The 14,640-nt window shown below is 50.5% G+C and carries 14 protein-coding genes; 10 read left to right on the top strand and 4 right to left on the bottom strand.

The annotated features are described in order from the left end of the window. The first annotated feature begins 6 nt into the window (after window positions 1-6). The 7 genes from ACFPQ4_RS12560 to efeB all read left to right on the top strand — a co-directional run bounded on the left by ACFPQ4_RS12560 (window position 7) and on the right by efeB (window position 7,772). Window positions 7-687: a phosphatase PAP2 family protein gene (locus ACFPQ4_RS12560; RefSeq protein WP_378112199.1), complete on the top strand. Its 681-nt coding sequence runs from the start codon at window positions 7-9 to the stop codon at window positions 685-687. Window positions 688-788: 101 nt separating this feature from the next. Continuing rightward, a complete protein-coding gene (locus tag ACFPQ4_RS12565; RefSeq protein ID WP_378112200.1) occupies window positions 789-1,409 on the top strand; it encodes a DedA family protein in 621 nt (206 codons plus the stop codon). A gap of 36 nt (window positions 1,410-1,445) precedes the next feature. Continuing rightward, on the top strand, window positions 1,446-2,363 hold the full coding sequence (locus ACFPQ4_RS12570) for an ABC transporter ATP-binding protein (protein WP_378112201.1): 918 nt from the start codon (window positions 1,446-1,448) through the stop codon (window positions 2,361-2,363). Then, window positions 2,360-3,574, top strand: a complete 1,215-nt coding sequence (locus ACFPQ4_RS12575; protein WP_378112202.1) for an ABC transporter permease subunit — start codon at window positions 2,360-2,362, stop codon at window positions 3,572-3,574. Before ACFPQ4_RS12570 ends, ACFPQ4_RS12575 begins: the two co-directional genes overlap by 4 nt. A gap of 236 nt (window positions 3,575-3,810) precedes the next feature. Continuing rightward, complete coding sequence (locus ACFPQ4_RS12580; RefSeq protein ID WP_378112203.1) at window positions 3,811-5,301, top strand: FTR1 family iron permease; 1,491 nt, start codon at window positions 3,811-3,813, stop codon at window positions 5,299-5,301. Window positions 5,302-5,331: 30 nt separating this feature from the next. Beyond that, a complete protein-coding gene (efeO, locus tag ACFPQ4_RS12585; RefSeq protein ID WP_378112205.1) occupies window positions 5,332-6,504 on the top strand; it encodes an iron uptake system protein EfeO in 1,173 nt (390 codons plus the stop codon). A 20-nt stretch (window positions 6,505-6,524) separates the two neighbouring features. Beyond that, a complete protein-coding gene (gene efeB, locus ACFPQ4_RS12590; RefSeq protein WP_378112206.1) occupies window positions 6,525-7,772 on the top strand; it encodes an iron uptake transporter deferrochelatase/peroxidase subunit in 1,248 nt (415 codons plus the stop codon). An 85-nt stretch (window positions 7,773-7,857) separates the two neighbouring features. Here the strand turns inward: efeB and arsC are convergent, their stop codons facing one another. Further along, window positions 7,858-8,283: an arsenate reductase (thioredoxin) gene (gene arsC / locus ACFPQ4_RS12595; protein WP_378112207.1), complete on the bottom strand. Its 426-nt coding sequence runs from the start codon at window positions 8,281-8,283 to the stop codon at window positions 7,858-7,860. Window positions 8,284-8,315: 32 nt separating this feature from the next. Continuing rightward, the gene (locus ACFPQ4_RS12600) at window positions 8,316-9,608 is read right to left on the bottom strand and encodes an arsenic transporter (RefSeq protein ID WP_378112208.1); all 1,293 of its coding nucleotides are present in this window, start codon (window positions 9,606-9,608) and stop codon (window positions 8,316-8,318) included. 102 nt (window positions 9,609-9,710) lie between these two features. Here ACFPQ4_RS12600 and ACFPQ4_RS12605 point away from each other — a divergent pair, with 102 nt between their 5' ends. After that, window positions 9,711-10,106 (top strand): MerR family transcriptional regulator, encoded by a 396-nt coding sequence (locus ACFPQ4_RS12605; RefSeq protein ID WP_378112209.1) that lies wholly within the window; start codon window positions 9,711-9,713, stop codon window positions 10,104-10,106. A 101-nt stretch (window positions 10,107-10,207) separates the two neighbouring features. On the opposite strand, the gene ACFPQ4_RS12610 is transcribed toward ACFPQ4_RS12605, so the two are convergent. Continuing rightward, window positions 10,208-10,681: a C40 family peptidase gene (locus tag ACFPQ4_RS12610; RefSeq protein ID WP_378112210.1), complete on the bottom strand. Its 474-nt coding sequence runs from the start codon at window positions 10,679-10,681 to the stop codon at window positions 10,208-10,210. 493 nt (window positions 10,682-11,174) lie between these two features. Between ACFPQ4_RS12610 and abc-f the strand changes: the two genes are divergently transcribed. Beyond that, window positions 11,175-12,641 carry a ribosomal protection-like ABC-F family protein gene (gene abc-f, locus ACFPQ4_RS12615; RefSeq protein ID WP_378112211.1) on the top strand — a complete coding sequence of 489 codons (1,467 nt, stop codon included), beginning with the start codon at window positions 11,175-11,177 and terminating at the stop codon, window positions 12,639-12,641. 47 nt (window positions 12,642-12,688) lie between these two features. Here the strand turns inward: abc-f and ACFPQ4_RS12620 are convergent, their stop codons facing one another. After that, window positions 12,689-12,988: a hypothetical protein gene (locus tag ACFPQ4_RS12620; RefSeq protein WP_378112212.1), complete on the bottom strand. Its 300-nt coding sequence runs from the start codon at window positions 12,986-12,988 to the stop codon at window positions 12,689-12,691. Between the two features lie 188 nt (window positions 12,989-13,176). Here ACFPQ4_RS12620 and ACFPQ4_RS12625 point away from each other — a divergent pair, with 188 nt between their 5' ends. Continuing rightward, complete coding sequence (locus tag ACFPQ4_RS12625; protein WP_378112213.1) at window positions 13,177-14,559, top strand: WG repeat-containing protein; 1,383 nt, start codon at window positions 13,177-13,179, stop codon at window positions 14,557-14,559. Window positions 14,560-14,640: the final 81 nt, after the last annotated feature.

The raw sequence follows: 14,640 nt of genomic DNA on the forward strand, positions 1-14,640 counted from the left end.
ATTCGATTGAAGGCTATCTCCGGACAAAATAAAGTTTTGCTGCGCTCATTCGTCATTACCCTGATTGTCGTAGGTTTGTTTACTTGGGTCGCGCTCTTAATCGGCCAACATCGGATAGAGGCGTTCGATAACCGAATTACGGACGCGATCCAAGGCTTGCGCTCGGATACGTTGACGGCATGGATGAAGCGTTTTACGGCGATTGGCGCGGGTACGCCCGTAATCATCATCATCGCGTTATTCGCGGCGGGGCTTGCCGTTATCGGCTATCGGAGAGAGCTGTTGTTCTATTTGGGCATAATCGGCTTATCAGGTTTACTGAACGTATTATTGAAGCAGATCTTCCATCGTGCAAGACCGGATATCAGCCGGATCATCGAGGCGTCCGGCTTCAGCTTTCCAAGCGGACATTCGATGTCCGCCTTTACTTTATACGGGATCACGATTTACTTCGTATGGAAGCATCTGCGGTATGCTTGGCTTAGGTTAACGGTAATTATACTTGGGAGCTTCCTCATCCTCATGATCGGGGCGAGCCGCATTTATCTGGGCGTTCATTATCCTAGCGACGTGATCGGTGGGTATTTGATCAGCGGTGCTTGGTTATCGATCAGCATCGGATTGTACGAGCGATTCCTTGAACGGCGGTGGAGGTCGCGCAAGCTTCGGGCTCGCGCAACCGGCTAAAGTTAAGAATTATTTAATAATAGGTTTATCGCGTGTTTAGATCCATTGCTTATGTTGAGTAGGAAGCATAATTTCTCGGCATAGGAGGCAGTGGACGACCGTTGCATCAATTAATCGATTGGATCTCAAATATGGCGGTTCAACTCATTGAAACGTTTGGCGTGTTCGGAATATTGGTCGGCATGATTTTGGAGAGCGCGTGCATTCCGATTCCTAGCGAAGTCATCCTGTTATGCGGGGGAGCGGCCGTGGCGAACGAAACGATGTCGTTCGCGGAGGTAGTCATAGCGGGCGTAGTCGGCAACTTAATCGGTTCCGTTATCGCGTACTTCGTCGGGCTGCTAGGAGGCAGGTCGCTGCTTGAACGGTACGGCAAATACGTTCTTTTCAGACCTTCCCATCTAAAGCAATCTCAGCGTTGGTTCGATCGATACGGCGAAGGCACCGTATTTTTCACGAGAAATTTACCGTTCATTCGTACGTTTATTTCGCTGCCGGCCGGCATCGCGGGAATGAACTTCCGCAAATTCGTCCTATTCACCGCTTTAGGCTGCATTCCATGGACGATCGCGCTGACTTACGCGGGCTACAAATTAGGATCGGACGCGAAAGCCGTGGAGCAATACGTTCGTCCCGTCAGTTACGCAATCGCCGGCCTTGCTTGCGTGTTGCTTGTGTACTGGTTATTACGGAAAAAGAGCAAAAAGCCGAGCGTAAGCTAAACGGATTTACGAGATTTGGATAGGGAGGCATGGACAATGTCCGATGTATTGACGGTTAGCCATTTGACTAAAAAGATCGACGGTCGAACGATCGTGGACGGAATTTCTTTCACCGTAAAACAAGGTGAAATTTTCGGTCTGCTCGGACCGAACGGAGCAGGGAAAACAACGACGATTCGCATGCTGGTCGGATTGGCCAGACCGACTGAAGGTACGGTTCAGTTGTGCGGATACGATATTCACGGCGAACGCCGCGAAGCAATGCGGCATATCGGAACGATCGTCGAAAATCCCGAGTTATATCCCTATTTATCGGGATACGAGAACTTGCTTCAGTTCGCGAGGCTTTCGGGAAACGTTAGCGCGGACAAGCTCCAAGCGACGATCCGTCTTGTCGGACTGGAAGATCGGATACACGACAAAGTACGTCGTTATTCGCTTGGAATGAGACAGCGGCTTGGACTAGCTCAAGCGTTGCTGCACAGTCCGTCGTTGCTCATTCTCGACGAACCGACGAACGGACTCGATCCGAGCGGTATCCGGGAGTTCCGAGAGCTGCTGCTTCAGTTGGCGGGGCAAGGGACAAGCATTCTGATCTCGAGCCATATGCTAGCCGAACTAGAGATGATTTGCGATAGGGTAGGGGTAATCGATCACGGCAAATGGATCACGACGGCATCGCTCGAGGAGCTTCGGACGATGTCTACGAATAACCGATTGGCGCTCGAAGTGAATGACCCGCAAGCCGCGCTCGATTGTTTGACGTTCGAGCACATGACGTTGCAGGTTCAGCTTGGCGAAGGCAACGTAATCGAGATTAGCGGGCATGAAGGACAACTGAATCCTGTATTGGATACGTTACTAAGGAATCATATTCAAGTATTTAACCTAGAACGCAAACAACAGACGCTCGAGGACGTCTTCTTGCAAATGACGGGAGGGACCCCGGCATGATGGAATTCGGTAATATCGTCAAAAACGAATGGATCAAGCTCATACGCCGCAGAAGATTTTTGGTCGTGTTGCTTCTAGGTATCGTGCTAGTCTCGATATATGCTTACGCCCAGCATTTGCAAGCCAACCATATTAAGCACGATGCGGATCCGGCCGTTCAAAAGCAAGAGATAACAGATCGGATCGAACGGCTGGAATCCCGATTGAACACGGACGCGGGACTGACGGCGGCGGATAAAGCCAATATCGCGGACCGAATCAAGTCGTTGAACCAAAGCGTCGATCAGCTCAATCAACCGCAGCCGGATCTAACCGTGTTCGACGCGGCAACGACGCAAAAAACGATCGATGATCTGAATAAGCAAATCCAAGCGATGTCTCCGGATAAGGAAGTCGAGATTGGCGAGCTGCAATTGGAAGTTCAATTACAGCAGTATACGCTCGACCATCACATTCCAATGGTCGTCAATCACGATCCTCCGATCACGGCATGGAGCGCCATTCGCGATCTGCTCGATATCGGCAGCCAACTGTTTATCCCGCTGCTGTGCGTGCTCCTTGCCGCGGACATGGTGTCCGGGGAGCAATCCGGCGGCACCATCAAGCTGTTGTTAACGAGACCGGCCTCGCGGGGCAAAATATTGTTCGCCAAATATATTACGACGGTAACCGCTTCGGTCTCCGTTATCGCCATCATTTTAGCGGTATTAACGGGTTTATTGCTGCTAGTCTTCGGTCCCGGCGGAGCTCATGCGCCGATCGCAGTCGACGTGAAGTACCATTCCGTAACGGAGATGATTCACGGCTCGATGACGCACACGGTGGCAGCCGATCCGTCGACGCTCTCGATCGTTACGGCGTCTCATTTCAGCCTTAATGCGATCCTACTGACATTGGTCGCAACCGTAGCCATGTGCACGCTCGGATTTTTCTGTTCCATTCTCGTGCGTTCCGCCGCGGTTAGCACGGGCGTAGCCATCGCGACGATTATTATCGGAACGATCGTCGTTCATATTATATCCGGCGCCAAGTGGATGCAGTATTTCATAACCGCCAACTTCGGACTGCCTTCTTCGTGGACGGGGGACTTGTCGCAACAATTCGGTTTCCCCGTCACGCTGACAAGCAGCATCGTTATTTTGCTCGTTTGGACGGTCGTCATGTACGGCGCCGGACACACGATATTCAAGAGACGCGATATTTTGGGATAATCCCGTAAGCTAGAAAAAGTTCTCTCGGAATCCGCCTGCGAAGCTTTCGCGCGGGCGATTCGTGAGAGAACTTTTTTATGAAGAGATCAAGCGGAATGTATCCCAAAATCATTGACAATCATTCTCATTGAAACTATAATAAGTGCTTGGGTTGAGAACTATTATCATTATCACTGAGTTAAATACGTACGTGTAAAGGGGCTGTCGTGATGAATAACGCATACCGGTGGAAGGTCATGTTACCATTCGCTGCGATCCGCGTTATTTTACTGATCGGCGCTCTTTTTATTTGGAGCGGCGGAACGATTGCCGCGGCGGCAACCGCAACTACCAGTAACGATACGATCGGCACGGTAATCGCGAATGCCGAACGGATGGTTGCCCAGCTCGACGCGGGAAACCTCGATACGGCTTCCGACAGTTTTGCTCTCGTGAAGCAATGGTGGAAGACGAACAAAGCCGGGGTTAAGCAACAATCGCTGACCATGTCGCTCGAAATCGATAACCAAATCGCCGGACTTTCCTTGGCTTTCCTCAACAAGGACGCTGCGAAAGCATCGGATCTAGCCGGAACGCTGCGCTTCTCGCTGCGCAACTATTCGGACGGCGCGTTTACTGACAATTCGGGCAAGAGCGAGATGACGCTGGACACTTACGTCATGAAGCTTCAGCATGCCGCCGACCTGATGAGGAAACAAGCTTGGGCGGATGCGCTGGACGAAGTGAAACTGCTGCAAAGGCAATGGCTTTCCATAGAAGGGGACGTCGTTAGCCAGTCGCAGACCAAATACAATAACGCGGAGCGCGATTTGGTGCTCATGGATGCTTACTTGTCCAGCTCGGATAAGCAAGCGCAAGCTCTTCCGGTTGCAATCAGACTGAATGAATCGCTGACGACGCTGATCGGCGCGCAATACTCCTGGTGGGATGCGGCGTTAATTCCGCTTCGCGAAGGGCTCGAAGGCTTGCTAGTCGTCGGCACCTTGCTCATGTACGCGAAAAAATCGGGCTCCGCGGCAGCGAAGCGCTGGGTAATCGGCGGCTCGTCGATCGCCGTGTTAGTATGCCTAGTCGTCGGATTCATAGTCGCCGTTTTGTTATCGTCAAGCGCGTTCGGTCATAACAATTCGCTGATCAACGGCTGGACCGGCGTATGCGCCAGCGTATTGCTTCTGTACGTCAGCTACTGGCTACATCGCAATTCCGACGTGAAGCGTTGGAACAAGTTGCTGCAGATGAAAAGCAGCGAGGCGATTACAAGCGGCCGAATGATTTCCCTTGCGTTGCTCGCGTTTTTCGCGATCGTGCGGGAAGGGCTGGAGACGGTCATTTTCCTCGTCGGAATGGGCGGTAAAATGCCGGGAACGGAGCTGGCTGCCGGAATAGCGGCGGGCTTCGGCATTCTTGCCGTATGCGCGGTCGTTTTGATAAAAATGGGAACGCGACTACCCGTTAAGCCGGTGTTCCTCGTGTCTAGCGTCATCGTATTTTACTTGTGCTTCAAGTTCATGGGTTCTGGCATTCACAGCTTGCAAATGGCGGGAGTCATTCCTTCCACGGTCGAAGATTACTTGCCCGAGCGCATGACGTTCAGTATATATCCATCATGGTACAGCACTTTACCGCAATTAACGTTTGTCGTCATCGCTGTCGCCGTCGTCTCGTTCCAAAAACTATCCGGCTACCGAGCCGGGAAGAGATTAAACATTTTAACGTCGACCAAGTAAATCAACGGTCTAACAGTGGGGGAAATCAAAGTGAACAAACCGATCAAAGTAGCAGGACTCTTCCTAGCTTCCGCTCTCGTCTTCACCGCATGCGGCAACAACAATAACGAACCGGCCGCCGCAAACACGGCGCAACAAAGCGCATCTCCGGCCGCCGACGTTGGTAATAGCGCCATCAAAGAAGGAACCGTCAAACTGCAAGACTTGACGAAACAGCTTCAAGACGCCATCGACAAGCAAGACGCCGAACAATTCAAAACGATCGCGAAATCGATCAACGAAGCTTGGTTAGCCTACGAGAGCACGGTGCGCCAGACGTTCCCGCTCGAGTACACGGACGTCGAAAAATACGAAATGCCGATCTTCTCGGCATCGGCATACGATAAAGTCGATTTCGCCGTTCTGAAGGATACGGCAGCCGGTCTGCAAAATGCACTGACGACGCTGCTGAATGCCAAAGAAACGACGGGAAGCACTTCGGAGCTGCTACTTAAGGGCGTAGCGAACTATAAATCCTACGTCGAGGAGCAAACGGACAAGTTGACGGCCCAGACGAAAGTATTCGCGGACGCGGTGAAAGCGGGCGACGCCGAACAAGCGAAGCTCGAATACGCGAAAGCGCGCGTGTTCTATGAAGCGATCGAACCGATCGCCGAAAGCTTTGGAGATCTCGATCCTAAGATCGATGCCCGTATCGGCGATATCGAGGATCCGGCAACTTGGTCGGGCTTCCATAGAATCGAGAAGGCGCTGTGGGTCGATAATTCCCTTGCCGGCATGGATGTTATCGCGGACCAATTGGTCAAGGACACAGAGGATCTGCAAGCGCAAGCGAAAACCTACGAGCTGGATGCGAAGACGGTCGTGGCCGGCGCGATGGAGTTGCTGAACGAAGCGGCGACTTCGAAAATTACCGGTGAAGAAGAAGTATACTCCCACCTCGATTTAGTCGATTTCGCGGCGAACGTGGACGGCTCCAAGACGGTTTACCTCTCGATCATCCCTGCACTCAACGAGAAAAAGCCGGAGCTGGCCGACCAGCTGGATCAAGCGTTCCAACAGCTCGAGGAAACGTTGCGCACGCACCAAACCAATGGACTATACATCACTTACGATAAACTTACGACCGACGAAATTCGCGTAATCAGCGATCAACTAAGCCAACTTTCCAACCTAATGTCCCAAACAGCCGGTATTTTGTAGACAACGAGGAGGAATAAGGCATGAGCTCGAGACCCAATGAACCGAAGAACGAAGGCTTATCCCGGCGCGAGTTTCTGAAAATATCGGCGTCCGTCGGCGTCGGCTTGGCGATCGGCGCAACGGGAATGGCCGCATTCGAGAAAGTGATCGCGCCGGCGACGACTTCGGCCGCCGAGAGCAATCCGTTGGACGAGCGCATACCGATGTACGGCGATCATCAAGCAGGCATTCTGACGCCCCAGCAAACCTACATGTATTTCGCCAGTTTTCGAATTACGGCACGCAATAAGGCGGACGTCATCCGATTGTTTAAAGATTGGACGAAGTTTAGCGACCTAAGCACTTCCGGCGGTACGATGCGAACGGGAGACAATCCGTTGCTGCCGCCTACCGATACGGGAGAGACGCTCGACCTGCCCGCATCGAAGCTGACGATTACGTACGGCTTCGGTCCGTCGTTTTTCAGCCAAGACGGGAAGGACCGATTCGGAATCGCGAGCAAGAAGCCGTTATATCTCAAGGACATTCCTCGAATGCCTAAAGATAAACTGGATCCGACGATGTCCGGCGGAGACGTGTGCGTGCAAGTATGCGCCGAAGACCAGCAAGTCGCCTTCCACGCTGTCCGTAACTTCATCCGGTTGTCGACGGGGTTAGCTTCGTTAAACTGGATGCAAGAGGGCTTCATAAGCGGGAAGTCGGGGCATACGCCGCGGAACCTGTTCGGCTTCAAGGACGGCACCGCGAACCAGATTCACGCCAATCCGGAAGGGTACGACAACGTCGTCTGGGCAGGATCCGATGAACCGGCTTGGATGAAAGGCGGCAGCTACTTGGGCTACCGTAAAGTCCAGATGCACTTGGAAGTATGGGATCGCTCGTCTTTGTCCGATCAAGAAGCGACGTTCGGCAGGCATAAGGAATCTGGCGCGGCATTCGGCAAGTCGGGCGAATTCGATACCGTCGATCCGTCGCAAATGCCCGTGGACGCTCACGTACGACTCGCCAAGCAATCGAAGCAGCTTATTCATCGCCGAGGGTACTCCTATACGGATGCCGTCGATCCGAGAACGGGCAACGTTAACGCGGGGCTGTTATTCATCGGCTACACGCGCAATCCCGATGAGCAGCTTATTCCGATGCTCAAGCTTATGCAAAGCCAGGATAAGCTTAACGAGTACACTTCCCACATCGCCAGTGGTATGTTCGCCTGTCCGGGCGGATTACGAGAAGGGCAATACATGGGTCAGAGCTTATTGGAATCCTAATATCAAATATCCTATTATCAAATTATCGAAGCATAACAAACAAGGCAGCTCCTCATGGGGCTGCCTTGTCTTTGTATTGGCATAGTTACTCGCCGTCTCGAAGGAATTGTTCAATGCGCAACTTGATCTGCTCTCGTACATGCCGGAATTGCGCCATCACTTCGTCTTCCGTCCCGGTTGCTTTCGCGGGATCGTCGAAGCCCCAATGCCATTTGACGATGTTCGGATTCGAGATGACCGGGCAATGCTCGTCCGCATGACCGCATAGCGTTATGACGTAAGTAGCCCGATTTAATATATCCGGATCTATTGCGTTCGAGGAGTTATTGCTTATGTCGACTCCGGCTTCATGCATGACTTTGACTGCGCGCGGATTTAAACCATGCGCTTCCAAGCCCGCGCTTTTCACCTCGTAACGATCGCCTCCGAGCGCGGATAAGAAGCCGTCCGCCATCTGGCTTCGGCATGAGTTCCCTGTACATAGAAAATAGACTAGCGGTTTGTTATGCATGAATATTTACCCCTTATGATGATGTATTGTCGTTATCCGACGATTTGAAGCCAAACAAATAATCCTACTAACGTTAAGAAGAGGACAGGAACGGTAAGAAGGATACCCGTTCTGAAATACGCTCCCCAAGTAATCTTGACACCTTTGGTCGAGAGCACATGCAGCCAGAGCAGCGTGGCCAATGATCCGATCGGCGTTATTTTCGGACCGAGGTCCGAGCCGATCACGTTCGCATAGACTAGCGCTTCGCGAATAATGCCAACAGGATGCGTTCCGTCGATATCGATCGCGTTAATCATCACGGTTGGCATATTGTTCATAATGGAGGAGAGGATGGCCGCGACGAATCCGGCTCCAATTGATGCCGCGAACAAACCTTGATCTCCGAGCCAATGGAAGATCGTGCCGAGTTTATCCGTGAGTCCGACGTTCCTAAGTCCATATACGACTACATACATCCCGATGGAGAAAGTTACGACTGCCCATGGCGCCCCTTTGACGAGCTTCCAAGCTTGAATTTCTTTGCTTTTCCTGGCGATTATTAAGAACGCGATCGCGGCGATTCCGGCAATCAGAGAAACCGGCACTTGGAATACTTCGCTGAACAAGTATGCGATCAACAGGACGGAGAGGATGATCCAGGAGATTTTAAACAACCGAACGTCCTTGATCGCTTCTCTCGGCGCCTTAAGCACATCTAAGTTTACTTGCTTCGGAATGCTGCGTCTATAATACGCGAAGAGCACGATCAGGCTCGCCAAAATCGAAAATAGGGTAGGAACGATCATGCGGCTCGCATACTCGACAAACCCGATTCCGAAGTAGTCCGATGATACGATGTTGACCAGATTGCTTACGATAAGTGGCAAGGAAGCCGTGTCCGAGATAAAACCGCTCGCCATGATGAACGGAATAATCATGCGCTCGTCCAGCCTCAGCGCACGAACCATCGCAAGCACGATCGGCGTCAAGATCAGCGCGGCCCCGTCGTTCGCGAACAGAGCCGCGACCGCCGCTCCGAGCAAGATGACATAGACGAACATCAAACGGCCGTTCCCTCGTGCGAATCGCGCCATATGGAGGGCAGCCCACTCGAATAGGCCGATTTCGTCCAGAATGAGGCTGATTAGAATAATCGCAACGAACGCTAGCGTGGCGTTCCATACGATCTGCGTCACGTCCCACACGTCATGGAAATCGACTACGCCGCAGACGAGCGCGACGATCGCTCCGCCGCACGCGGACCATCCGATATTAAGCCCTTTGGGTTGCCAGATGACAAAAATAAGCGTAACTATGAAAATAATTGAGCCAATCGCAAGCATAGTACCTCCATAACAGTAGTTATCAATTGCCGCGCGCTTGAAGGCGAGCTATAATCTGATCATAAAACTTAAAGTTAACTTGAAGTCAAGGGGGTGTCGACAATGGCACGACTTAGTATCGGTCAATTAGCGAGCCGATCAGACGTGAACGCCTCGACGCTTCGCTATTACGAATCCGTAGGCTTGCTCCCCGTACCGGAACGGACTAACGGACAACGCCGTTATGACGAAGGCTTGGTCGATCGAATAAGCTTCATTAAGGTCGCCCAGCAGACCGGGTTCACGATACAAGAAATCGCGATCTTGTTAGAGGGCTTCCAATCCAACGACTCGATCAACGACCAGTGGGAACAGATGGCTAAGCAGAAACGATTCGAACTAATACAAAGGCAAAACCAAATTCATTCGATGATTCAGATTCTGGATAACGGTTTGAACTGTAAATGCCTGACATGGTCCGAGTGTTTGGAAGAGATCCAAACGAATGGTAAATGTTAATTAGTTATGCGGGACTTTGTCTATTAAAATCAAAAAGGAACGCTTGCCATTGAGGCATGCGTTCCTTTTTACGTCAATTATAAAAATCAATTCAACTTGATTTACATCACTCTGCGCGCCGTCGCATAATGGGAGCTCCACCAACCGGAATTCATGTTGGAAATCGTCACGCCCGGTTTGCCGTAAGTGTGCAATACTTGACCGTTGCCGATATAGATTCCGACGTGATGAATCGGCGAGTAGAAAAACACAAGATCGCCCGGCTGCAATTGATTGCGCGGCACGAACGAACCGACCTTGGATTGTTGCTTGGCCGAACGGGGAAGATGGATGCCGTTCTGCGCAAAGACGTATTGAGTGAACGAAGAGCAATCGAAACGATTCGTTTTGCCGGAAGGAGCGCCGAACTTATAAGGAACGCCCATGTACCGCTCGCCGGTGGCAATGACGCCGCCGGAGGATGCCGCATGCGCTTGAGATATACCTAACCCAGCAAAACCTCCGATTGAAATGAACAGGGCAAGCATTAAGGCGACGATTGTTTTGGTTTTACCGTTACGAATGTGTGTGTTCATCCTATATGACCTCCGTTATGAATAGCGTAGTGCGTTCGAAAGTTCCGATCCGCCTGTCCACACTATAGCACGGAGAATTTGCCCTATTTTTAACCAATGATAAGCGTTTTCGCCGCCCAACGGGCTTATTCGGCGATCGTTAGAATGAGATGAAGAACCTTTCATACGTTCTCATCGAATTCACAGAGAAGGCGCAATAGGTTGAAATTAGGCTTCTTGTCATGTTAAGATACGTTTAATTTAAGGATTGGAGCGATGAGATACATGTGGATTTCTTGCTAATCGTGAAGAACTATAAAACGATCGAAGCGAAGACCTATTTCGCGCGCGTTTTATTCTTTATGGGCAAGAAAGTTACTGTATCTTTTCGCTCGATGAATAGATCCGTCCCGATCTAACCCCGTTGCGGGTTCGATTCGATGTATTTATTGGAGCTACAAGAAGGTAACTTTCTTGTGGCTCTTTATATTTTCATCAACGGGAGAGATGTTTTATGTCATTAATTAATGTTACGAACTTAACGTATGCCTATGAGGGCAGCTACGATAACCTATTCGAGAACGTCAGCTTTCAAATCGACACCGATTGGAAACTCGGATTTACGGGAAGGAACGGCAGGGGAAAGACCACGTTTCTTAACTTGTTGCTTGGCAAATACGAATATTCCGGGCACATCTCGGCTAAAGTCGACTTCGACTATTTTCCTTTTCCCGTAGAGAACAAGGACAGAAATACGATCGATGTAATCGAAAGCATCGTGCCGGACTACGTGCATTGGGAATTGGTGCGCGAGCTGAATTTGTTGAAGGTTACCGAGGATGCGCTATATCGGCCGTTCGAGTCCTTATCGAACGGAGAACAGACGAAAGTATTGTTGGCCGCGTTATTCCTTAAGGAAAATAACTTTCTGTTAATCGACGAGCCGACCAATCATCTGGACAGACATGCGCGCAAGCTGGTCAGCGATTATTTAAGCGCAAAGAGCGGCTTTATTCTGGTGTCTCACGACAGAGCTTTCCTCGATCGGTCCGTCGACCACATTTTGTCCATCAACAAAACCGATATCAACGTACAGAAGGGTAACTTCTCGAGCTGGTGGGACAACAAGCAAAGACAAGACAACTACGAGATTGCGGAAAACGACCGATTGCAGAAGGATATCAAACGTTTGTCGGATGCGGCCAAACGAACGAACGATTGGTCGCACGAGACGGAGAAGTCGAAGTACGGCAACGGACCCGTGGATCGAGGCTATATCGGCCACAAGGCCGCCAAAATGATGAAGCGCTCCAAAGCGATCGAGCAAAGGCAGCAATCCGCGATCGATGAAAGATCCAAGCTGCTCAAAAACATCGACAGCGCGGAAAACTTAAAGATTTCCCAACTCGCCTACCATAAGAACCAACTCGTCGAGCTTAATAACGTATCTATTTCTTACGGGGAGAAGAACGTGTGCGAGGACATCAGCATTACGATCGAGCAGGGGGATCGAATCGCGCTTTCCGGAAGTAACGGTTCCGGTAAATCCAGCATTATCAAACTCATCATCGGCGAGGATATTAGCTATACGGGCACCTTCAGACGAGGGAGCCAGCTCCAAATTTCCTACGTATCGCAGGACACCTCGCACTTGCGCGGCAACTTAACGGACTATGCGCATGACCACGGCATCAACGAAAGCCTGTTCAAAGCGATCTTAAGAAAGTTGGATTTCTCGCGGGTTCAATTCGAGAAGGACATGGCGGCATTCAGCGGCGGCCAGAAGAAGAAGGTGTTGATCGCCAAAAGCCTATGCGAGAAAGCCCACCTGCTCGTATGGGATGAACCGCTTAATTTCATCGACGTCATCTCGCGCATGCAAATCGAGGAGCTGTTGCTCGAATATGGTCCGACTATCCTGTTCGTGGAGCATGACAGCGAGTTTTGCAACCATATCGCGACTAAAGCCGTCGAATTATAAGGTCCGAACGAAAGAAAGCCGACAGCGAATGTTCTGTCGGCTTTTATCTATTCTATGCCGTCCTTGAAGTTTTTTTCGTGATGTTTGTGCCCTTCGTGGATGAGGTCGTCCAATGTTTTCTCGAGCGTCTGTACGATAAGTTCCCTGACCTCGTCGAGCGTATCTGAGAACATCACTTCTTCGCTTCCGACGACTTTGTAACCGTGGATCCCGTATTTCGCCGTAACGACGCGATGTTTCTCTTCCAGCTCGGTGATCGCCTGCAGCGTATGCTTCATTTGGAGAAACAGATCTTTGTGATCTTCTTCGATCAACCGTTGCTCTAATTGATTCAATCGTTCGTTCATCGTATCGTGCTCCTCATCGTGGATTAACTATGTATGCCAAGTATCGAAGTTATTGTCCATCGCCAAGTGGAATTTTAATCATCTGAGATTCGGAGGACACCCATGAGATCTAATCTTCTATGACTAGTCATGAACTCAATCTGATAGTAAAATCATGGAATACTGCTTATTCATCGAGGTGACCGGTTTTGCGCGTAAAACGTTATACCCAATTGATTATTCTGATTCTACTATGCAGCGCTTTCGTTGTATCGAATGCCGTCTTCGCGGCATCCAAGCCCGAACTGCTTTTTCCGTTCGTGCAGAACGACAAAGTAGGATATATCAATAAAAACGGAAAAATCATAATTCCCGCTAAATTCGATACGAGCAAGTACAGCTATGAAGTGCTCGCCCCTGAATCCAATTTGATTCCTCAACCGATCGGTAAGTACGAGGACGCGAAATGGGGTTATATCGACCGCACCGGAAAGTTCGTTATTCAACCGCAATACGATTATGCGAGCAAGTTCGAGAACGGCGTAGCGAAAGTCGGCACGGCGCGCGGAGAAGCATGGATTAATGAAGCGGGTGATACCGTCATTTCCGGCCATTACGCGATGACCGATTTCGGAGCGGAAGGATACGCGATCGCCGCGGATCTCGTCGGGTACGATGAAAAGGGCAACGAAATCCATACGTTCAACTTCATTGATAGGAACGGCGAAAATTTAAGCGACCGATTATTCGCTGGCGTATTAGGTTTCTCGGAAGGCTTAGCGGCGGTAAATATCGGAGGCAAAAGCAACATTTGGGGCTTTCCGTCGGGCGGCAAATGGGGATATCTCGATACGAAAGGCCAGATGGCGATTGAAGCGAAGTTCGAGTTCGCTTTTTCTTTCGTGAACGGACTGGCGGGTTTTAACGTCGGCGGTAAAACCACAACACAAGGACCTGTCGGAGGGATCGGAATCCCTGAAGGCGGCAAATGGGGATACATAGATAAATCCGGTGCCGTCGTCATTAAACCGCAATTTCAAGACATAGGATCGTTCTCGGACGGCGTTGCCCCCGCAATGCTGAAAGATAAGTGGGGGATTATCGACACGAAGGGCAAGTTCGTCGCTAAACCTGTTTATTGGAGGATGGATCCGATAGGAAACGGCCTGTTCATTGTTGCGAACGACGCCGATTACAGTTCTTACGGCGTACTATCGAAAACAGGCAAAATCATCGGCAATCACTTCACGGAGATCGGAAGCAAGTTCTCGGATGGCTTGCTGCACGTGTTCTGGGGGGATACAGGCGCATTTATGGATCCGAACGGGAAAATGATTCTGAAGCGCAAAGGAGTCCGATATGGCGATTTCCGAAACGGACTATCCACGTACTCGTACACGTCGGACAAAAAACATCTGCGCGGATTGATGGATCGTCAGGGTACATACCTTACGAAACCGATATTTTCTAACATTAACGATTTCTATTACGGTTTGGCGCTCGTTTCGATTCCGGATGCGAAAGGCAACTCTTACGATGCTTACATCGATGCCAAAGGCAAAATCGTTTGGAAAAGCAAAATTCCCAGGTAAGTGCGTTCTAAAAACGGCTCTATTCGCAACTTCTGCGATAGAGCCGTTTTTATTAACTACATATGTAGCTTTTTGGGGTCC

It is taken from the genome of Cohnella yongneupensis, from assembly GCF_042655785.1.
In the GTDB taxonomy this organism is placed as follows: domain Bacteria; phylum Bacillota; class Bacilli; order Paenibacillales; family Paenibacillaceae; genus Cohnella; species Cohnella yongneupensis.

Coding starts and splice junctions, on each gene's coding strand:
- ACFPQ4_RS12570 (WP_378112201.1), top strand. CDS start 1,446: ATGTCCGATGTATTGACGGTTAGCCATTTGACTAAAAAGATCGACGGT.
- ACFPQ4_RS12575 (WP_378112202.1), top strand. CDS start 2,360: ATGATGGAATTCGGTAATATCGTCAAAAACGAATGGATCAAGCTCATA.
- ACFPQ4_RS12580 (WP_378112203.1), top strand. CDS start 3,811: ATGTTACCATTCGCTGCGATCCGCGTTATTTTACTGATCGGCGCTCTT.
- efeB (WP_378112206.1), top strand. CDS start 6,525: ATGAGCTCGAGACCCAATGAACCGAAGAACGAAGGCTTATCCCGGCGC.
- arsC (WP_378112207.1), bottom strand. CDS start 8,283: ATGCATAACAAACCGCTAGTCTATTTTCTATGTACAGGGAACTCATGC.
- ACFPQ4_RS12600 (WP_378112208.1), bottom strand. CDS start 9,608: ATGCTTGCGATTGGCTCAATTATTTTCATAGTTACGCTTATTTTTGTC.
- ACFPQ4_RS12605 (WP_378112209.1), top strand. CDS start 9,711: ATGGCACGACTTAGTATCGGTCAATTAGCGAGCCGATCAGACGTGAAC.
- ACFPQ4_RS12610 (WP_378112210.1), bottom strand. CDS start 10,681: ATGAACACACACATTCGTAACGGTAAAACCAAAACAATCGTCGCCTTA.
- abc-f (WP_378112211.1), top strand. CDS start 11,175: ATGTCATTAATTAATGTTACGAACTTAACGTATGCCTATGAGGGCAGC.
- ACFPQ4_RS12620 (WP_378112212.1), bottom strand. CDS start 12,988: ATGAACGAACGATTGAATCAATTAGAGCAACGGTTGATCGAAGAAGAT.